This window comes from Corynebacterium gerontici, from assembly GCF_003813985.1.
Classification (GTDB): Bacteria; Actinomycetota; Actinomycetes; order Mycobacteriales; family Mycobacteriaceae; genus Corynebacterium; species Corynebacterium gerontici.
In genome coordinates this window covers 356,048-375,256 of sequence record NZ_CP033897.1, presented here as the reverse complement: position 1 = coordinate 375,256, position 19,209 = coordinate 356,048, and the positions used below count along the sequence as shown (strand labels likewise).

Here is a 19,209-nt window from a genome sequence, read left to right as displayed (position 1 = left end):
GGTTTCATGAACGCCGCTGCCAAAGCCCACGATTTCGTGGTAGTGGCTAACCGCCTGCCGGTGGATGTGGAGCGCGATGCCGAGGGGAGCATTTCTGCGCGCCCAAGTCCCGGCGGTTTGGTAGCGGCGCTGCAGCCAGTGCTCGCGCGGCGACGTGGCGGGTGGGTCGGCTGGCCCGGCACCGTGGGGGAAACCTTGCCGAGTTTCTCCACCGAAGACGGCACCACGTTGCACCCGGTGGTTTTGGATGAGGCAGACTTCGAAGAGTTTTATGAAGGCTTCTCAAACGCCACCCTGTGGCCGCTGTACCACGACCTCATCATGCGCCCGATCTACAATGCGCAATGGTGGCAGGCCTATGAGCGGGTGAATCGCCGCTTCGCGCAGCGCGTTGCCGAGGTAACTGCGGAAGATGGCGTGGTGTGGGTGCAGGACTATCAACTGCAGCTCGTACCAGGCATGTTGCGTGAGTTGCGCCCGGATCTCACCATCGGGTTGTTCATGCACATCCCCTTCCCGCCACCGAGCCTTTTCCGCCAGCTTCCGTGGAGAGAACAGATCCTCAGCGGTATGCGGGGCGCGGATTTGCTCGGGTTTCAGCTTGAGAGCTGCGCTGCGAATTTTCGCGCGCTGGGGGCGTCGAAAAGCAAGGTGCGCGCCTTCCCAATCTCCATCGACGTTGAACCATTCCTTGCGCCCACTGACACCGCCGCGACGCGGGAGAAGTTCGGCAATCCGCGAACGCTGCTGCTCGGCGTGGATCGCCTTGATTACACAAAGGGCATTTTGCAGCGACTGGAGGCGTTTGAATCACTGCTGGAGCGGGGGCTTGTCGACGCCGAATCGACCGTCTTCGTGCAAGTTGCGACGCCCTCGCGAGAGCGTCTTGAACATTATCGACAGACCAGATCCGCGGTGGAGGAAGCCGTGGGACGCATTAACGGTCGATTCGGTTCGATTGGTCATTCCGTGGTGCGCTACCACCATCAGTCGCTGAGGAAATCGGAGCTGATCAAGCTCTATCAAGCCGCCGACGTCATGGTGGTCACGCCCCTGAAGGATGGGATGAATTTGGTGGCCAAGGAGTACGTGGCAAGCCACGCCGATGCGAGCGGCGCCTTAGTGCTCAGCGAGTTTGCGGGGGCGGCGGAGCAGCTCAACCAGGCGTACTTGTGCAACCCGCACGATGTGGATTCCATTGCCTCGAAGGTGCTCGAAGCGATCCAGCATGCGGGCAGCGCCGAAGCGCGAAGTCGAATGCACACCATGCACCAGCAAGTGCGCACCTTTGATGTGCAACGCTGGGCAGAACAATTTCTCAAGGAGTTGCAGTGAAGCGTTTTCTCCCCATCGTTGTTGGCGCCCTCACGCTCGTGGCGTGTTCCCAGCCCGCGCAAGTGCAAAACGTGCAGTGGCAGGTGACTAACCTGTACACCTCCCCGGAGTATCCAAGCGCTGTGCCCGATGAAGTGGCGGGGCTTGCAACCATCACGTTTGGTGCGCGAAGCCTCACCGGTTCAACTGGCTGTGCCCGTTTCCAAGGCGTTGCCGAGTATGACGTTGAGGATCCGAGCGAGGCCAGCACCATAAGCGTGAAAGAGATCGTGTTCGATCCCATTGACGAGCAAACATGCGTTGGCAAACGCCTCTACGTGCACAACTCGATGGTGGACATGCTGCAAGACGCCACGTTCGACATTAAGAATGAACCCAATGGCACCACCAAGGTGCTGAGCAAGCAGGTTGATGCCGTGGAGCGCCCCGGCATGCGCCTGGCCACCACCTAAGAAAGAGTTGAAAATGCCAAGCCTAAACGAACGATTGCAGCAGCTCGCACGCGTGCCTAGGCTGCTGATCGTCAGCGATTTCGACGGCACCCTGGCGGATTTCTCCACCGACCCTGCAAACGTTCCCGTGGAGACGGCATCAGTTGAAGCCCTTGAAACCCTAGCCGGGTTGCCAGACACCTCGGTTGCCATCCTTTCCGGCCGGCATTTAGCCGGGCTTGAGGCCGCCAGCGGCTTCGATGGCTCAACGTTCACGCTCGTCGGATCGCACGGCGCAGAATGTAGCGCCAACGGCCCTGAACTAAATGGAGATCAAAAGGCAGCTTTGCAGGCGGTCGAGGATGCCTTCGAGCAGATCATCGACGGCCTCGAAGGTGCATTTGTGGAGCACAAACCGTTCCACCGCGTGCTGCATGTGATCAAGGTGGAAGATCAGGGGCGGGCCCAGCAAGCGCTCGAGGCCGCATTAGCGGTGGACATCCCCGGCGTGCATACCCACACCGGCAAGTGGATCGTAGAAGCCAGCGTGGTGGACATGAACAAGGGCACCTGGGTTCGCGCCCAGCAGGAACACCTGCGCCCCGACTCCACCCTGGTAATGGGCGACGACACAACCGATGAGCACGCCTTCGCTGTGCTCGGCCAGCAAGACCTCAGCATCAAGGTTGGCGAAGGTGACACGAAGGCTCGGTATCGCGTCGCCAGCGTGCATGAGTTATCGCAGGTGCTCAAACAATTGGCAGCGTTGCGTTCTTCCTAGGCGCTGCCACAGTCTTGCCCGGCGCGAAGGTGGTGGCCAGCAAGGTGGTTCGGCGCGGCAGCGTTGGGTCGGCAATGGTCTTCGCCAACAGGGTTGCAGCGGCTCTGCCCTTTTCCCTATTCGGCTGAATCACGGTACTCAGGCCGCGGTCCAGCGCCGGGGCGATGCCATCGAATCCCGTCAGCGATAGATCCTCGGGCACCTTCAGACCTTGTGTTCGGGCGAATTCCAGCACGCCGAGCGCCATGGTGTCCGTGGTGCACAACACGGCGGTGAGTTCTGGATGGGTGCTCAGCAGCTCGCGAGCGGCGTCGACGTTGTTCGCCATGTCATTGATATGCCTTTCAATCACCGGGATGGTTTGCGGGGCTAGTCCGGCTTGTTCAAACACGGCGAGCGCTCCCCCGACGCGGTTTCGCTGCACCTCGTGGCGTGCGTGTTCAAGGCGCTCTGCACTCACGGGGCCGTTGTTTGGGTCTGGATCTAAACGGATGCACAGGATACCGATGTGTTGGTGCCCCGCATCAACGAGCGCCTGGGCCGCGGGGGCGATGGAGGCGGCATCGTCGATGCCCACGAATGGCAGGCGGCCGTCCTTGGGCTGATCGCACACCACCGTCGGTTTGCTGCGGGCTACAACTGCTTCCAGGAATGGATCTTCTCTGGCCACTGAATAAACCACGAATCCGTCCACTACCGCTTGGTTCACGCGTCCGCGGGCTTCTTCTTGTTCCGTGTAGTCCGGCCCCACGGGAACCAGGGTCATCGAAGTGCTGTCCTGGGATGCCACTTCCGCCATGCCTGCAATGAAGTCCAAGGAGGCGACGTCTTCAAAGGCGTAGGTGAGGTGGTCGGTGAAGAGCACCCCCATGCTGCCGACGTGGCTGGTGCGAAGGGACCGCGCGGTGGGGTCAGGCCCTGGATATCCGAGCCGACGCGCGGTGGCGAAAATATTGGCCCTCAGGGATTCCGAGAGTTGTTCTGGATGGTTGTAGGCATTGGAAACGGTGGTGCGTGAGACGCCGAGTTCTTCAGCCACGCTTGCGAGGGAGAGTCGCTTCTTTTTCCTTGGGGCCATACTGTCAAATGTAGCGCAGCGTATTGCTCAGCATTTTCAATCCATTTCCAATTGACAATCACTGCCAATAATGCTTCCCTATACGCATGAGGCACGCACCATTGATTCTTTGCGCCATTACCGCCTGCTCGCTGGTTGCCTGCAGCAGCGAATCCGCACAGCAGGACGAAAACAATGCAAACGCCATCCGCGTTGCCACGTCTACGAATGTGTGGAGCGGGATCGTCGAAAAGCTTAGCGACGACCCAAACGTGCAAGTCAGCAGCGTCATCGAGGCTGGTGCCGTGGATCCGCACACCTTCGAGCCTTCCGCAGCGGACATGGCAAAGCTGAAAGAAGCCGACGTCGTTGTCGTTGGCGGCGGCGGTTATGACGCGTGGGCGTATCAGGGCATCGACCACGACAAGGTTGTCGCCGCGCTGCCCATCGACGCAGAGAGCGAAGAATCCCACGACCACGATCACCACGATCACCACGATCACCACCACGGTGACGTCAACGAGCACGTCTGGTTTGATATCCACGCGGTGCAACACCTAGCGGAGCACGTGACGGAAAAGCTCCAACAAGCCGGCGCGAACACCAACGAGGCCGAATTCATGGATCAGCTTGAGCAGGCACACCAGAAGATCCACGATCTACCCAAACTCAAGGTTGCGCAAACCGAACCGATTGCCGACTACCTGTTGGAAACTGCAGGCATGGACGAGCGCACCCCCAAGGGATACCGCGAGGCAACCCTAGAGGAAAACGAGCCCTCCGCCAGCGATGTCGCGGCGTTTCTGGAAGTAATCAAGAATAAGGACATTGACGTTCTGATCTACAACCCGCAGACCGAAACCGATATGACCAAGCAGCTTCGAAAGGCTGCCGAGGAGCAGAACATCCCCGTCGTCGAGATCCGCGAGACTCCCCCAGAAGGCCAGGACTACCTGAGCTTCCTCAACCAGGCCATCAACGACCTCGCCTCTGTACAGAAGCGCTAACATAGGCCTGTGCTGCTCGAATTTCACAACGCCGCGGTTGAGCCGCTGTGGGAAAATCTGAATCTCACGCTCGACCGCGGCGAATTCCTCGCCGTCCTTGGCCCCAATGGCGTGGGGAAATCCACGCTGCTCAACGCCGTTTTAGGCAGACGCCAACTCAGCCACGGCACCGTGCGCGCAAACGGTCGCATCGGCTTTATCCCCCAGCAGCGCATGTTCCCCGAGCACTTGCCAATCCGCGCCCGTGACCTCGTTTCCCTAGCCGTCGAACACCGCCCGTTCCACCGCGTCGATCAATTGCGAGTAGACGAACTGCTTGCCAAAGTTGGCGCCAGCGGCATCGCGAAACTCCGCGTCAGCAATCTCTCCGGCGGCCAGCAGCAACTCATCCGGCAGGCACAGGCACTCGCCAACGAGCCCGAGCTTTTGCTTTGCGACGAGCCGCTACTCAGCCTCGACGTCCACATGCAGCAACAAGCGGTGAAACTTCTCGCCGAACAATGCCGCCAAGGCACCGGGGTAGTGGTAGTAACCCACGGCATTAACCCCGTCCTCGACTATGTGGACCGCCTGCTCTACATCACACCCCACGGGCATGTACTCGGCAGCGTGGAAGAAGTGATGAATAGTAAAACCCTATCCGAGCTGTACCGAACTCCCGTCAGTGTGACCCGCCTCAACGGCAAAATAGTGGTGGCATAAATGCAGTGGCTAGAAAGCACCCAGTATCTGTTATCGCAGGGCTTCGTCCAGCAGTCGCTCATTGCCTGCGCATTGCTTGGGCTCTTGTCCGGCGTCATGACACCGTTGATCGTGCTGCGCAGAATGTCATTTGCTGTGCACGGCACCAGCGAACTCGCACTGATGGGTGCGTCCGCCGCTCTGCTTTTTGGTGCCAACGTCGGGTTTGGTGCAGTGGCCGGCGCGGTGGTCGCGGCGATCGTCCTTGCGTTGTTAGGCAATAAGCAACAGGACAGTGCGGTGGGCGTGGTGATGAGCTTCGGGCTCGGACTATCGGTGCTCTTCATCCATCTGTATCCGGGCAACTCAAAGGCCGCATTGTCGCTGCTCACCGGCCAGATCGTGGGGCTGCGCAGCGATTCGCTTCTGCTCTTGGGTGCCGTCACCGCCATCGTCGTGCTCACCGTGGTGTTGCTGTGGCGCCCGCTGCTCTTTGCCAGCATCGACCCCCTAATGGCGTCGATTGCAGGGGTCAAGGTACGCCAATACGGGATCTTGTTCGCCGTCTTGATCGGGCTCACCGCCGCCCAATCCGTGCAGATTGTGGGTGCATTGTTGGTGATGGCGCTGCTCATCACGCCCGGCGCCGCAGCAGTGGAGATCACCACTTCGCCCGTAGCCGTTGTTGTGTGGTCGGTGATTTTCGCAGAAGTTTCCGCCGTTGGCGGTCTGCTGCTCTCCTTGGCGCCCGGTGTGCCGGTGTCGGTGTTTGTCACGGGGATTAGCTTCGGCATCTACCTGATCTGCCGCGTTGTTGCTTGGGTTCAGTCTCGCCACGTCGATGCACACGATGCAGCGCCCTCTTTGATCGCGCCTGGCCAGGAAGGTTGCCACCCGTGAAGTTGGAGAGCATCGAAGTGCTCGGGCGCGCCTGCCACGTGATACGCCCTGTACGCCCCACGGGGGATGTTGTGATCGTGCTTCATGGCTCGCGACAATCAGGCAAGGTTATCAGGCGGTTCAGCGCCGAGGGCTTCGACGATCTAGCGAAGGCCGGTTGGGCAGTGTGTTACCCAGATGGCGTGGCACGCCACTGGAACGATGACCGAGTCCACCTGCGGGAGAAGACCCGCGATCAAGGCACTGACGATCTTCAGTTTCTCAAGGCAGTCTTTGCGTCACAGCAAGCCAAGCGGTGTTTCGCCGTCGGGTTTTCCAATGGCGGGATCATGACGCTTTCACTGCTGTACCGGGCTCCTGGCTTGCTCAGTGGCGCCGCCCTACTGTCGGCTCCGCACCCCGCGGAGGAGAATTGGCGCTGCTGGGATGCGCAATCCGAGTGGGTACCCACACCCCTGCTGTGCCAGCACGGGTTGGAGGATCCCATCGTGGCTTTCGAGGGCGGCAAGGCAGGCATGCCCGGCCAGGACCGGGGTGAATTGATGGGTTTTTGGGATTCTTGTGCGTTATTATCCAGGCTCAACGGCTCCGGCGCCTCCTTGGAGGCGTTGGCACTCGCCGGGCAGGGGCATGTGATTCCTACACCGAATCCGGTGCGTTCTCCCCTTCTGGGGCCTGCGAGTGGCAAACACGACGTTCCGCAGGCCGTTCGGCGTTTCTTTCTTTCGCTTTAAGCTTGTCGACGCTGCCGCGCGAATTCACTCAGCACCACGCCCGCCGCAACGGAGGCGTTGAGCGATTCAACCCAGCCCTCCATGGGGATGGACATGATCGAATCGCAGGTTTCAGCCACCAGGCGGGACAAACCTTTGCCCTCCGAACCAACGACTACGACCACCGGGCCTGTGCCGTCATAAGTGTCGAGGGTGTGGTCTCCACCGGCGTCCAAGCCGACGACCTGGTAGCCGTTCTTTTGGAATTCCTTGAGCGTACGGGTGATATTGGTTGCCTTCGCCACGGGCAAGCGCGCCGCGGTACCGGCCGAGGTACGCCAAGTTACTGCGGTCACCGACGCCGAGCGACGTTCAGGAATGACCACGCCGTGCCCACCGAAGGCGGCAACGGAGCGGATAATGGCGCCGAGGTTGCGGGGATCAGTGATGTTGTCCAGGACCACCACCATGCCCTTGCCGCCCGCGGCCTTCTCCATGAGCGAATGCACGTCCTCGTACTCGAAGGGAGGAATCTGCAACCCGATGCCTTGGTGCATTCCGTTGCCGGTCATGCGGTCGAGCTCATGGCGGGGCACCTCAACCAGCGGGATGGCGCGGGAGTGGGCAATTGCCACTGCCTCACTCAGACGGTTGTCGTTTTTGGTGCCCTCTGCCACGTACATCGCGGTTGCCGGCACCTTTGCGTTCAGGCACTCGATGACGGGGTTGCGGCCAACAACCAACTCCTGTGCTTCTTTTTGATGCCGTCCGGAATCGCGGCGTTGGCGCTCCAATTTGCGCTTGTGCGCCGCGTGATACACACGGTCTTCGGCTTTCGGCGTGGGGCCTTTGCCGCGAAGACCCCGGCGGCGTTGGCCACCGGACCCCTTTGTGGCGCCCTTCTTGTCGCTCTTACGCAGTCCTGGCCGGTGAGTATTTGAGCCCATCGTTTTCCTCTTAATGCTTTGCTAGTTGTTGCCGAGGTCCCATGTGGAGCCCTCAGCGGTGTCGGTTACCTTGATCCCAGCTTCGCTGAGGCGATCACGAACCTCATCGGCCACGGCCCAGTCCTTGTTGGCACGCGCATCGGCACGGCGCTGCAACTCGGCTTGAACCAAAATATCGAGCGCGTGGTGCTCGGCCTCGTTGTTGTTGGCCCCGCTCCTCCATTGCTCGGATTGAGGATCAACACCGAGCACGCCGGTCATGGCGCGGATCTGTGACGCGATAGCGCGAGCCTTTTCCATATCGCCTCCCGCCATCGCCGAGTTCGCCGCGCGGACTTGACCATGAATCTCAGCCAGTGCCTTCGGTACTGCGATATCATCATCCATCGCAGCTTCAAATGCTGGAGTCCATGAGCCTACCTCCACAGGGCCTGTTTTTTCTAACAGCGCCTCGATGCGTCGATAGCCCTGCGCCGCCTCGAGCAATGCCGCCTGGGAGTATTCGAGCATGGAGCGGTAATGAGCCGAGCCGAGATAGTAGCGCAATTCCACTGGGCGAACATGCTCCAAAATATTGGGCACACTCAAAACATTGCCCAGCGACTTACTCATTTTTTCGCCGCTCATGGTGACCCAGTGGTTGTGCATCCAATATTGTGCAAAGCCGTCGCCCGCTGCATGAGACTGCGCGATTTCATTCTCGTGGTGCGGGAATTGCAAATCGAGGCCGCCGCAGTGAATGTCAAAGGATTCACCGAGGTACCAGGTAGCCATTGCTGAGCACTCCAGGTGCCAGCCTGGACGCCCCGGCCCCCAAGGCGTGGGCCAGCTAGGCTCGCCCGGTTTCGATGCCTTCCACAGTGCGAAGTCTTGGGCGCCACGCTTGCCCACCACGTCATTTTCGCCCTGTTCCATCTCTTCCACGCGGTTGCCGGAAAGGGCACCATAGTCGGAGCCTTCCGCTGACACCCAAGCATTGACGTCGAAATAGACCGAGCCCTCGGCTTCATAGGCAAAACCGCGTTCGATGAGCCGCTGCATGTATTCGATCATCTGCGTGACGTGTCCTGTTGCACGTGGCTCCACGGAAGGCGGGAGGACGCCTAAGGTGTTGTATGCCTTGGTGAATTCCCGCTCATAGGTGCTCACCCACTCCCACCACGGGCGGGAATGCTCGGCGGCCTTGTTCAGGATTTTGTCATCAATATCGGTGACGTTGCGCACGAATGCCACGTCATAGCCCTTGGCCATAAGCCAGCGCCTCAGGATGTCAAAAGCGACACCAGAGCGAACATGCCCGATGTGTGGCTGTGTTTGGGGCGTAGCTCCACACAGGTAGATAGAAACGTGCCCCTCGCGCAAGGGGGTGAAATCACGAAGCGAACGGGAGCCTGTGTCAAAGATTCGAAGCGTCACGTGGCTTATTGTATCGAAGCACCCCCGAGAAGCCTTTTAGCGTAAAGATTTCCACACCACAGCAGTGGCAACCGCAGCTCGTCCCTCGCCCCTTCCGGTGAAGCCCATATGATCAGTGGTGGTGGCGCTAATCGACGCATCCGCGCCCAAAATCTCCGTGATGACTGCTTGTGCCTCTTCGCGGCGCGGCCCCATTTTTGGCGTTTGGCCGATCATCTGACACGCCACGTTCCCAATGACGAAGCCGTGTGATTGCAAAAGTTCGCGACATTCCCGCAGCAGACGTTCGCCGGATACATCGTCGTATTCGGAGCGGCCAACGCCAACGAAGGAGCCCAGATCGCCCAAACCGGCGGCGCTCAGCAGAGCGTCCACGATGGCGTGAGCTACCACGTCTCCATCCGAATGCCCCTCGCAACCGTCGTCTCCCTCGAAGTGGAGGCAGGCAATCATGCAACGCTTTCCAGCTTCGATCTGGTGGGCGTCGGTGCCGATGCCCACTCGGGGAATGATGGGGTTATTCACCGGGTACCTCGAATTCTGTGGATTCTGCTTCTTCGGTGAGCACTCTAGCCAGTGCAAAGTCCAAAGGAGTGGTCACCTTCAGCGCCATGGGGTCACCCTGGACGCAATGCACGCTGTTACCAGCCCATTCAATAAGGGAGGCATCGTCTGTTGGGCTGAAATTCTCAGGACGCTGCTCAAAGTATTGCAGATTCGCCGCCCTCAACGTTGCCAAATCGAAGCCCTGAGGCGTCTGCACCGCAGCCAATTCACTACGTGGCGGAGTCGCCACAACAACGCCGTCTGCCACCTGCTTGATCGTGTCCGCGATTGGCACCACGGGCACCACGGCGTCGCACCCCTCAAGCACCGCTCGGCTTACTCGCGCGATCATGCCTGGCGGAGTCAAAGCTCGTGCGGCGTCGTGCACCAGAACCACGCCATGTTCTTCGGGGATCGCCTGCAGGGCGCACCACACGCTGTCGAATCGCTCGGCGCCGCCGTCGACAAGCTTGATTGGGACTTCCGCGCTGAGTAGACCCACCTTTTCCAGCAGGTTGGTGGCGAAATCGCGCATTGCCGGGCTGATGACCACGAGGATTTCGTCAACGATTTCTGATCGGATCATGGCGCGGATAGAACGCTCCACAAGCGTGCGTCCGCCCAGCTCAACATAGGCTTTGGGCATGTCCGCGCCGAGCCTTTTGCCCACTCCCGCGGCCGCGATAATCGCGGTAACCCGCCGCGACATGCTAGAAGGAGAGTTCGTCGAGGTCGACTTCGTTGTCATCGAAGTTGATCGGCTCCGACGGCTTCTCCACCTCGCCGCGGTGACGCTCAATGGTGGCATCTACCTCAGCCAGCAGGGCATCGGCCTTCTTCTCATCGTTTACCTCGGCCAGGGAAAGCTCGCCCACAAGCACCTGGCGAGCCTTCGCCAACATACGCTTCTCACCTGCAGAAAGCCCCTTGCCTTGATCGCGGCGCCAGAGATCGCGGACAACCTCAGCAACCTTATTCACGTCACCGGAAGCCAGACGCTCCTGATTGGCCTTGAAACGACGAGACCAGTTAGTGGCCTCCTCCACATCGGCCTCCCGCAGGAATCCGAAAACCTTCTTCAATCCAGCGTCGTCGACGACATCGCGCACGCCAACGAGCTCAGCGTTTTTGGAAGGCACGCGAACCACCAGGTCAGACTGGTGAATTTGCAGCACAAGGTACTCTAAGGTCTCCCCACCCATTTCGCGGTGTTCAATATCTGCCACCACAGCCGCGCCGTGATGTGGGTACACAACGGTGTCGCCGACCTTAAAATCCATGGAATTCTCCTTCAAGCTGTACGCACGCGTAACTGCCGTATTGTAGCACTGCACCTCGAACCCAATCCCGCGCGCTTTACCCAAGGATCGAAGGGGGAATTTTGCTAATCCTTTCGTTTTACCCCGTTTGGCTTGATCAATCACACATTGGCTGTGTACCGCGGGACACAAACCACTAAAGTGACTTAAGTAAAATGCTCGCGACAGCATCGGATGCCCTTCTTAGCTTTTCGACGCATCCGTCACTGTCTTATCCGTTTTCACGATGGAGGACGTACACGTGAAGTCCCTTAAGTCGGCCGCACTGGTCTCCGGCGCCGCATTCTGCGCCCTCGCGCTCGCATCCTGTGGCGCAGGCCAGATCTCCCAAACCGATACCCAGGTAGCAGCGGTGGACGGTGCCTCAGCCAACACCCCAGACAACCTGGTCTCGGTGCGCGACGTCACCGTACACGTGAAGCAGGACGGCAAGGCCGGACTGAAGTTCACCGCCTCCAACCAGGATAAGGGCGACCGTGACCACACCCTGAAGAGCGTCAGCGTCGACGGCAAGTCCGTCTCCTTGGACGGTGACCTCACCATGGCTCCCGAGTGCTCCCTAGTGGCAGACCTTGAGCAGGAACTCAAGAACATCCCCACCACCGACAAGGCTTGCCTGCAGAAGGTAGCCACCTCGGTTGATAACCCAGGCTTCCCCCCGGGAGGCAATGCGGACGTGAAGTTCGTCTTTGACAATGGCCAGGAGGTTTCCGTGACCGCCACCGTTTCCGAGCCGCTGCCTCCGGCAGGCTCCCTGGAGCGCCAGACTCCCGAGGCTTCACACTAAGCGTTTTACCCACAGAGCGCGCAGCCCAAAGGCTGCGCGTTTTTGCATGTCAAGACCCATTCGGGGGTCGTGTTTTAAGGTGGCACCATGGCAAAAGCAAAGCGAAGTACCCACGTCTGTGGCGAATGTGGATATGAGGCTCCCAAGTGGCTCGGCCGCTGCCCCGAATGCGGAGCTTGGGGCTCATTTGAAGAGCACGCGCCGATCATCACCTCTGCGAGCAACCGCAAGGCTTCAGCTTCCATCACGCCCTCTTCACCGGCGCTCAAGATCACCCAGGTGGATCCCACCAAATCAACCGTCCAAACCACCGGCATCGGGGAACTCGACCGGGTTCTCGGTAGTGGCATCGTGCCAGGGTCAGTTGTGCTGCTGGCCGGCGAGCCAGGCGTGGGCAAATCTACTTTGCTGCTGGAGGTCGCCGCGAAGTGGGCGCAACAGGCAGAAGGCAAGGGAACTCGCACGGCTTTGTACGTCACGGCGGAGGAATCTGCAGGGCAGGTGCGCATGCGTGCGGAAAGAACCGGCGCGCTTCAAGAGTCGCTCTTTTTAGCTGCGGAATCTCAGCTTGATATTGTGTTCGGCCATGTCGACTCCTTGAAGCCAAGCCTGCTGATTGTCGATTCTGTGCAAACCATGCACGCCAATGGCGTGGAGGGGGTGCCGGGAGGTGTGGCGCAATCACGAGCAGTCACGGCCGCCCTCACCAGCTTGGCGAAGGAAAGCGGAATCCCCGTCCTGCTCGTCGGCCACGTCACCAAGGATGGCAACGTTGCAGGACCGCGAACACTTGAGCACTTAGTGGACGTGGTACTGAACTTCGAGGGTGATCGTCATTCCAGTCTTCGCATGCTTCGCGGAATCAAGAATCGCTTCGGAGCCACAGACGAGGTGGGGTGCTTCGAGCAGCAGCACGACGGCATCCACGAGGTACCAGACCCATCGGGGCTCTTTCTTTCACATCGCGACGCCACACCCGATGGCACCGCCGTCACGGTGGCGATGGACGGCGTGCGCCCCATGCTGGCTGAGGTGCAATCGTTGGTGGTACCAACTGAATCCAAAAACCCACGCCGAGCAGTCACGGGCTTAGACGCCACACGGGTGCCGATGGTGCTAGCAGTGCTTTCGGCTCGCGCACGCAAGCGAACCCACGATAAAGAGGTGTACGTAGCCACCGTGGGCGGTGTAAAAGTTGGAGAACCAGCGGTTGATATGGCCATTGCCCTAGCCACGGCCAGTGCAATGACCGGCCGTCCACTGCCCCAGCGAACAGTGGTGATGGGGGAAGTCGGGCTCGCTGGCGAAATCCGGGCAGTACCAAATCTGCAAAGGCGTCTGGCAGAAGCCAAACGCCTAGGTTACCGCCAGGCCATCGTGCCGAACACGGAGATCTCGATCCCCGGTATGAAGATCGTGCAGGTGAGCACCATCAATGAGGCGCTGTCACTGATCGATGGCTAAGCCAGGTTGAAGGTCACCGGCTGGGAGGGGTTCGGGCCAATGACGGTGTGCAGATAGTAACTGCCTGGAGCTACTTGGGGGCGGTCGGTGCATTCATCGGGCGCACTTTCGGTGCGCGACCAAGCGGCCTCGAAGCTGCGCTGCTGCCCCGCTTGGAACACTTGACGTCCCTGAGCCACGGGCCGGTTACAGTCGATATCGGACCAAACGCGCTGGTTGGTGCCCAGGTCATAGACCTCAAAGCGAAGTGGTTCTTGATCCAGGTCAACGTCACAATCAACCGCGGTTGGGTTCGTGACCGTCAGATAGAACACTGGCTGCTCCCCCGCGGGGTAGTCAGGCCTGTTTGTCTTCGCCACGATCTGCAGATCCTCAACGCCACAGGTGTCCTTGGCCGGAGCCACCTGCGCAGAGGGCTCCTCACTACTGGGCTCAGCGGAAGATGCTTCAGAGGATGATTCTTCAGAGCTGGAGTTTTTAACGCTACTACTACTCGTGGAAGTAGAGGTATGCGCAGCGGGGGTGGGATCGTTCTTGCCGCCCAGGCTACTCATGAGCCAGATGAGGAGCAGGACAACGATGACCAACACAATCGCCGCGGCAGCACGGCGTCGTTGGTAATACTTCTCGGGCAATCTGTCCGGGGCGTTTCTGCGTCGATCCACGATATTTAGAATACGAAGTTCCTCAAGTTTTTCAGCGCCAACACCCCGCTGAAAGACGAAAGGATTTCGAAGTTACCAGGAGGCGACTGTCTCCACGGTGGCGTCGTCAAGCTTGTAACGTGCAGCGACAACATTAAGCTTGCCCGCCTCCACCGCTTCGCGAATCACCGAGGAAGTAGCGAGTACCTTTTCAGCCATCCGCGCTGCGTGCTGGCGCTCAAAATCTTCGCGCTCATTCATGCCGGCTTGTTTGGCTTTGGTAATGCTGGGCAAGATCTGTTCCACGAGCACGCGTTGCTGGGCCGGCGGCAGATCCGCACCTTCATAGACCTCGGCAGTTGCTTTGACCGCGCCGCAGTTCTCGTGGCCCATGATCACCAGCAATTCGACACCCAGACCGGCGACCGCGAACTCCAACGTGGCCATGACACCAGTGTCTACAACCTCGCCCGCAGTGCGAACCACGAAGAGGTCGCCGAGGCCTGCGTCGAAAATCAATTCGGCGGGAACGCGCGAGTCCGAACAAGTGAAGACACAGGCATAAGGATTCTGCCCACCCTGCAGCGCAGCGCGGCGATCCTCATCCTGGTTTGGGCGCTCCGGCTTGCCCTCCGCGAAACGCCTATTCGCTTCGAGCATGGTGTGCCAGAGGGCTGAAGAAGGATTCTCACTCATACCAAGTATTCTGGCACTTCACGCACACAAAGATTGAAAAATGAGGCAAAAATCCCGTCGTGACTTCCTCCGAACACATCAACACCCGCAGAATCCAACGCTTAGTCATCAACTGGTATCGCAGCAACGCGCGAGAGATTGTGTGGCGCACACCAGAAACTAGCCCCTGGGGTGTGCTGCTTTCCGAGGTGATGAGCCAGCAAACGCAGGTTGCGCGCGTGGAGCCGCGGTGGCTGGAATGGATGCAACAGTGGCCCGATCCATGCACTTTTGCCGAGGCCGAAAAATCAGATGTACTGCGCGCTTGGGGGAAGCTGGGCTATCCCCGCAGAGCACTCCGACTCCACGAATGCGCCCAGGTAATTTGCCAGAAACACGCAGGTGAAGTGCCGCGAGATGTGGATGAACTGCTGTCATTACCGGGCATCGGCGATTACACCGCCCGCGCCGTCGCAGCCTTTGCCTATGGTCAAAAAGTGCCGGTGGTTGATACCAATGTGCGCAGAGTCCTCACCCGACTCACTAAAGGCGCATATCTTTCTGCAAATGCTTCGAAGCGAGAGCTAAAGGAGCTCGAAGCTCTGCTGCCACAACAAGACGCCGCAACGTTTTCCGTCGGCCTCATGGAACTCGGCGCACTGGTGTGTACCCCTACACCCAAATGCGAGCAGTGCCCATTGGTGGGTGATTGTGCATGGGTGGGCGCCGGGAAGCCAATGCCAAGCGAAGCGGAGCTGAGGGCGAAAAAGAAAAAGCGGCAGAAGTTTCAAGGCACCGACCGTCAGGTTCGAGGACTTATCATGGACGTGCTTCGCAACGCAGATGCACCGGTGTCAAAGGATGCAATCGACGTGGTGTGGCCCGACGCAGCACAGCGTTCGCGGGCATTGTTCTCGCTGATCGAGGACGAACTCGCCGAGCAAACCAGCGATGGCCGCTTCCAATTGCCCAGCTGATTAACTCAAGGGGATTTCACTTCTGGTGGATCCATGGGGCGCGAAAAGTCAATGAGGTGACCGAACGCCCAGTTTTTGTCGGTGAGCATTCTCGCCAACACTAAGCCCGCAGCTATGGCCACCACAACGAGCGATGCCGTTGCCGCGTTGCTCAAGGATTGGTCCACGTCACCGGAGTTGAGGTAGTACACGGCGCGGAACATCGCAGTGCCTGGAATGAGCACCACCGCAGCGGGGACGGTGGTGGTTACCCGGGGCAGGTGCGAGCGTTTTGCCGCAATCGCTCCGACGAGTCCGATGATAAGTCCACCCACGAATGCGGCGAAGTACGCGGTGGCCCCGGTTTCAAGCAACGCCAATCGCAGCAAATTTGCCACGGTGCCAACGCTCGCGGCAACCAGCACCATGCGGCGCGAAGAATTGAAAAGGAAGGCAAAACCCGCCACGCCTAGAAAACTCGCAACGCCCGCGGCCACATACCAGCTGCCTGACGCGCTTGCGGCCACGGGTTCTGGATTCAGACCCGTTAGCCAACTCACCATGCCCACCACAAAGGTTGCGCAGAAGATGATCGTCAGGGAATAGCTCAATCTGGCGAGTCCGGCATCAAAGTCGAAGCGACTGAGGTCGATCATGGAGGAAAAGAGGGGGAACCCGGGGATGAGGAACAGCACCGCTGCTATGTAACCTGCGCTCACGCTTTCTAGCGGAGTCACGCCAAAAAGGTCGAGCACCCACGCACAAACAAAGAAGCTCAATGCAGCAGCTAAGCCGCCAGCGCTCACGGCACCGAGCTGGTGTACTCGACGCTTGGCGCACGCCATGCGCACTGATTGCCCTATACCGGCGCTGATCGCCACAAGGATCGCGGATTGCAGCGTGAAGTGGTTGAGCACCGCGAAGCCGGCACATGCAATAGCCGCTGCGAGCGAAAGCCATAAAGGAGACCAACGCTTGATCACTTGGTGTTCAATGGCATCGAGTGCCTCATTGAGCTCTTCGGCAGTGATGCTGTGGTGCAAATTGTGCGTGAGCGTTTCAATGGCCTCGATTCTGGAGGCGTCCACAGCAGGGTTGTGGTCACGGGCAATCACCGTGCGAAAGTGGTGCCCTTTGTGCACAGTGCAGGTGATTTGGGTGATGCCCACCGTTGCGTCGAGCGAATCAAAACCGAGCGCGCGTGCTGCACGTTTCATCGCCCTCATCACGCGGTAGCCACTGGACCCAGCTCCTGCGAGCATCATGCCAAGGCGAATCACTGCGTCGGCCTCGACGCCCATTTGGAATTGCTCTTCTTCACTGCGGTGGCTCACGCTGATTGATGCTAGCCAGCGGCCACTACTGTCACCAGCATCGTCGGCGTTAAGCTACTCACTGTGACTTCTCAATTTCGCAAAAACCCAATGCTAGATCTCGCCTATATCGCGGTATTTGCTGCGCTGATCATCGTGTTCGCTTTCGTGTCCATCCCGGTGGGCGCAGCTGGTGTGCCGATCGTGCTGCAGAACGCCATTGTGATTCTCGCTGCGCTAGTGCTCGGCCCAAAGCGTGGCTTCCTGGCTACCGCTTTGTTCCTGGGCATCGGATTGTTGGGGATTCCCGTCCTCGCCGGTGGTCGCTCGACGTTGGCGGCGCTGGCGGGTCCCACCGTGGGTTATATCGTGGGTTACCTGGTGGCTGCGTTTGTCGCCGGCGCCATTGCGTATAGGGCTACCCGGGGAGGTTCGGCGATCCTCACCCTCGCCATCGCAGGCCTGGCCGGGCTTGCCATCCAGTATCTTTTTGGCACCTTTGGTCTCATGTTGCGCGCCGATATGGCTTTCATGCCTGCTTTGGCGGTGAATGGCCCATTCATCATCCCGGATTTGATCAAGGTCGCTGCTGCTGTGGGCATTGCTTCGGGCGTGCATGCGGCGTTCCCTGACCTGCGCAAGGCCTAGCATGCCGCTGATTCGTTTCGAGGACGTGCAGGTGCAGTTCGATGATTTCACTGCGCTTGAGCACATCAACCTCGAGCTCTCGGAACGGCGCATCGCGATCATCGGCGAAAATGGCGGCGGCAAGTCCACGCTAGTGCGCTTGATTAACGGGCTCGGCTCGCCCTCGCGGGGGCGGGTGCTGGTGGATGGCGTGGACGTCGAAAAGCAAGGCAAGCAGGTGCGCAAGGAAGTCGGATTCGTGTTTTCCGACCCCGAGAATCAAATTGTCATGCCCACCGTCGCCGACGATATCGCCTTCTCCCTGCGCCGCTTCAAGTACCCCGCAGCAAAGCGCAGAGAGCTTGTCGACGCCACCCTCAACCGCTTCGGCCTGCAAAAGCTGCGGGAGCAATCGCCGCACCTCCTATCTGGCGGCCAAAAGCATCTGCTGGCCCTGGCGGCGGTACTGGTGATTAATCCGAAGCTGCTCATCGCCGACGAACCCACAACACTGCTCGACCTGCGCAATCGCGATAAACTGCGCCAAATTTTCACCGAACTGACCCAACAACTCATCGTCGTGACTCACGATCTCGAATTCGTTGAGGACTTCGACCGAGCCATCTGCATCCATGATCACCGCATCGCCGCCGACGGCTCGCCACGCGAAGTTATCGCCGAATACAAGCGACTGGTCGGCCATGAATAGGCAACTGCTGCCCCTGGGCGTATACGTGCCAGGCGACACCGCCATTCACCGACTCGCGGCAAAGTGGAAGTTCCTCATCCTCCTGGCTTTTATCCTGCTCACAGCAATTTGGGTACAAAGCGCACTCCCGGCGCTGGCCGTCTTGACGGGCGTGGTGGTGTTGTACCTACTAGCGCGCATCCCCGCCCGGATCGCATGGTCGCAGCTTTGGCCCGTGCTGCCGGTACTGCTCCTCCTTGGCACATTCCAATGGTGGCAGCAAGGTATAGACCGAGCGCTGGGCATCACAGGTTCGCTGCTGGCGGCGCTCATGCTCGCCGCTTTGCTCACGCTCACCACAAAACTCGAAGCGATGATGGACGCGCTGGAGCAAATGCTCCGACCGTTCTCACGCTGGCTGCCGGTGGAAAGGATCGTGCTGGCCGTCTCGCTGACGCTTCGCTTGATCCCGCTCATGTTCGGCACCGTATTCGAGGTTCTCGACGCGCGGAAAGCACGGGGCGCCGCCTTTTCCATCCGAGCCCTGGGCACCCCTGTTTTCGTCAGGGCTATCCGCAGGGCGCAGGCCATCGCCGATGCCCTCCTGGCCCGAGGTGCCGCCGATTAGCTACTTCCAGCGCCCGCGATAATGCAGGCCACCGGGCAAATTCACATACACCCCACCACGACTATTCAGCGTCACCGGCCCCACGCGGGTACTTGCCGAAGCCCCCGACCCCGAAATATTCAGCCAACTGTTCTTACCCAACTTCTTCTTCTGCCGAAACAAGATTCCCATAACCCCACATCCTACTGAGCTTTTCGACGTCCCCACGCACCCACCGACACGTTCCACCGACACCAACACCCCAAACCGCCCCAAACAGCACCCAGTGCCGGGGGAAACGCACGCCCCACGCAC

Annotated in this window: 23 protein-coding genes; 13 read left to right on the top strand and 10 right to left on the bottom strand. The window is 59.6% G+C overall.

What is annotated here, in order from left to right; translation table 11 throughout:
* Positions 1 to 6 precede the first annotated feature (6 nt).
* The 3 genes from CGERO_RS01775 to otsB are packed head-to-tail and all read left to right on the top strand — an operon-like array spanning position 7 to position 2,547.
* On the top strand, positions 7 to 1,335 hold the full coding sequence (locus CGERO_RS01775; RefSeq protein ID WP_123933198.1) for an alpha,alpha-trehalose-phosphate synthase (UDP-forming): 1,329 nt from the start codon (positions 7 to 9) through the stop codon (positions 1,333 to 1,335).
* Positions 1,332 to 1,787, top strand: a complete 456-nt coding sequence (locus CGERO_RS01770) for an META domain-containing protein (RefSeq protein WP_164470219.1) — start codon at positions 1,332 to 1,334, stop codon at positions 1,785 to 1,787. Before CGERO_RS01775 ends, CGERO_RS01770 begins: the two co-directional genes overlap by 4 nt.
* A gap of 13 nt (positions 1,788 to 1,800) precedes the next feature.
* Positions 1,801 to 2,547 carry a trehalose-phosphatase gene (gene otsB / locus CGERO_RS01765; RefSeq protein ID WP_123933196.1) on the top strand — a complete coding sequence of 249 codons (747 nt, stop codon included), beginning with the start codon at positions 1,801 to 1,803 and terminating at the stop codon, positions 2,545 to 2,547.
* On the opposite strand, the gene CGERO_RS01760 is transcribed toward otsB, so the two are convergent.
* Positions 2,516 to 3,625 carry a LacI family DNA-binding transcriptional regulator gene (locus CGERO_RS01760; RefSeq protein WP_123933195.1) on the bottom strand — a complete coding sequence of 370 codons (1,110 nt, stop codon included), beginning with the start codon at positions 3,623 to 3,625 and terminating at the stop codon, positions 2,516 to 2,518. The genes otsB and CGERO_RS01760 overlap by 32 nt on opposite strands.
* 86 nt (positions 3,626 to 3,711) lie before the next feature.
* Between CGERO_RS01760 and CGERO_RS01755 the strand changes: the two genes are divergently transcribed.
* Genes CGERO_RS01755 through CGERO_RS01740 form a run of 4 tightly spaced genes read left to right on the top strand, consistent with a single transcriptional unit; the run spans position 3,712 to position 6,926 of the window.
* Positions 3,712 to 4,611, top strand: a complete 900-nt coding sequence (locus CGERO_RS01755) for a metal ABC transporter solute-binding protein, Zn/Mn family (RefSeq protein ID WP_123933194.1) — start codon at positions 3,712 to 3,714, stop codon at positions 4,609 to 4,611.
* A 9-nt stretch (positions 4,612 to 4,620) separates the two neighbouring features.
* Entirely contained in the window at positions 4,621 to 5,313 is a 693-nt protein-coding gene (locus CGERO_RS01750; protein ID WP_123933193.1) for a metal ABC transporter ATP-binding protein, read from the top strand.
* A complete protein-coding gene (locus CGERO_RS01745) occupies positions 5,314 to 6,192 on the top strand; it encodes a metal ABC transporter permease (protein WP_123933192.1) in 879 nt (292 codons plus the stop codon).
* Complete coding sequence (locus tag CGERO_RS01740) at positions 6,189 to 6,926, top strand: alpha/beta hydrolase family protein (RefSeq protein ID WP_164470218.1); 738 nt, start codon at positions 6,189 to 6,191, stop codon at positions 6,924 to 6,926. The genes CGERO_RS01745 and CGERO_RS01740 overlap by 4 nt, the downstream gene beginning before the upstream one ends.
* Here CGERO_RS01740 and rlmB read toward each other — a convergent pair.
* The 5 genes from rlmB to CGERO_RS01715 are packed head-to-tail and all read right to left on the bottom strand — an operon-like array spanning position 6,923 to position 11,094.
* A complete protein-coding gene (gene rlmB / locus CGERO_RS01735) occupies positions 6,923 to 7,852 on the bottom strand; it encodes a 23S rRNA (guanosine(2251)-2'-O)-methyltransferase RlmB (protein WP_123933190.1) in 930 nt (309 codons plus the stop codon). The genes CGERO_RS01740 and rlmB overlap by 4 nt on opposite strands.
* Positions 7,853 to 7,873: 21 nt before the next feature.
* Entirely contained in the window at positions 7,874 to 9,268 is a 1,395-nt protein-coding gene (gene cysS, locus CGERO_RS01730; protein ID WP_123933189.1) for a cysteine--tRNA ligase, read from the bottom strand.
* A 36-nt stretch (positions 9,269 to 9,304) separates the two neighbouring features.
* Positions 9,305 to 9,793 (bottom strand): 2-C-methyl-D-erythritol 2,4-cyclodiphosphate synthase, encoded by a 489-nt coding sequence (gene ispF, locus CGERO_RS01725; protein WP_123933188.1) that lies wholly within the window; start codon positions 9,791 to 9,793, stop codon positions 9,305 to 9,307.
* A complete protein-coding gene (gene ispD, locus CGERO_RS01720) occupies positions 9,786 to 10,523 on the bottom strand; it encodes a 2-C-methyl-D-erythritol 4-phosphate cytidylyltransferase (protein ID WP_123933187.1) in 738 nt (245 codons plus the stop codon). Before ispD ends, ispF begins: the two co-directional genes overlap by 8 nt.
* Before the next feature lies 1 nt (position 10,524).
* Positions 10,525 to 11,094, bottom strand: a complete 570-nt coding sequence (locus CGERO_RS01715) for a CarD family transcriptional regulator (RefSeq protein WP_123933186.1) — start codon at positions 11,092 to 11,094, stop codon at positions 10,525 to 10,527.
* Positions 11,095 to 11,359: 265 nt separating this feature from the next.
* On the opposite strand from CGERO_RS01715, the gene CGERO_RS01710 reads away from it, so the two are divergent.
* Both CGERO_RS01710 and radA read left to right on the top strand, forming a co-directional pair.
* The gene (locus CGERO_RS01710; RefSeq protein WP_123933185.1) at positions 11,360 to 11,920 is read left to right on the top strand and encodes a copper chaperone PCu(A)C domain-containing protein; all 561 of its coding nucleotides are present in this window, start codon (positions 11,360 to 11,362) and stop codon (positions 11,918 to 11,920) included.
* An 87-nt stretch (positions 11,921 to 12,007) separates the two neighbouring features.
* Entirely contained in the window at positions 12,008 to 13,384 is a 1,377-nt protein-coding gene (radA, locus tag CGERO_RS01705) for a DNA repair protein RadA (RefSeq protein WP_123933184.1), read from the top strand.
* Here the strand turns inward: radA and CGERO_RS01700 are convergent.
* Positions 13,381 to 14,049, bottom strand: a complete 669-nt coding sequence (locus CGERO_RS01700; protein WP_245998857.1) for a hypothetical protein — start codon at positions 14,047 to 14,049, stop codon at positions 13,381 to 13,383. The two genes, radA and CGERO_RS01700, sit on opposite strands and share 4 nt — an antisense overlap.
* Before the next feature lie 72 nt (positions 14,050 to 14,121).
* A complete protein-coding gene (locus tag CGERO_RS01695; RefSeq protein ID WP_123933182.1) occupies positions 14,122 to 14,724 on the bottom strand; it encodes a carbonic anhydrase in 603 nt (200 codons plus the stop codon).
* Positions 14,725 to 14,783: 59 nt separating this feature from the next.
* Here CGERO_RS01695 and CGERO_RS01690 point away from each other — a divergent pair, with 59 nt between their 5' ends.
* Positions 14,784 to 15,680 (top strand): HhH-GPD family protein, encoded by an 897-nt coding sequence (locus tag CGERO_RS01690; RefSeq protein WP_281271034.1) that lies wholly within the window; start codon positions 14,784 to 14,786, stop codon positions 15,678 to 15,680.
* Between the two features lie 5 nt (positions 15,681 to 15,685).
* Here the strand turns inward: CGERO_RS01690 and CGERO_RS01685 are convergent, their stop codons facing one another.
* Positions 15,686 to 16,960, bottom strand: coding sequence for a threonine/serine exporter family protein (locus CGERO_RS01685; RefSeq protein ID WP_123935848.1), 1,275 nt, complete (start codon positions 16,958 to 16,960; stop codon positions 15,686 to 15,688).
* Between the two features lie 123 nt (positions 16,961 to 17,083).
* On the opposite strand from CGERO_RS01685, the gene CGERO_RS01680 reads away from it, so the two are divergent.
* Genes CGERO_RS01680 through CGERO_RS01670 form a run of 3 tightly spaced genes read left to right on the top strand, consistent with a single transcriptional unit; the run spans position 17,084 to position 18,915 of the window.
* Positions 17,084 to 17,620, top strand: a complete 537-nt coding sequence (locus tag CGERO_RS01680) for a biotin transporter BioY (RefSeq protein ID WP_123935846.1) — start codon at positions 17,084 to 17,086, stop codon at positions 17,618 to 17,620.
* Between the two features lies 1 nt (position 17,621).
* Entirely contained in the window at positions 17,622 to 18,308 is a 687-nt protein-coding gene (locus CGERO_RS01675) for an energy-coupling factor ABC transporter ATP-binding protein (protein WP_123933181.1), read from the top strand.
* Entirely contained in the window at positions 18,301 to 18,915 is a 615-nt protein-coding gene (locus tag CGERO_RS01670) for an energy-coupling factor transporter transmembrane component T (RefSeq protein WP_123933180.1), read from the top strand. The genes CGERO_RS01675 and CGERO_RS01670 overlap by 8 nt, the downstream gene beginning before the upstream one ends.
* Here the strand turns inward: CGERO_RS01670 and CGERO_RS01665 are convergent, their stop codons facing one another.
* Entirely contained in the window at positions 18,916 to 19,086 is a 171-nt protein-coding gene (locus CGERO_RS01665) for a DUF4236 domain-containing protein (protein ID WP_123933179.1), read from the bottom strand. It lies immediately after the preceding gene.
* Positions 19,087 to 19,209 lie beyond the last annotated feature (123 nt).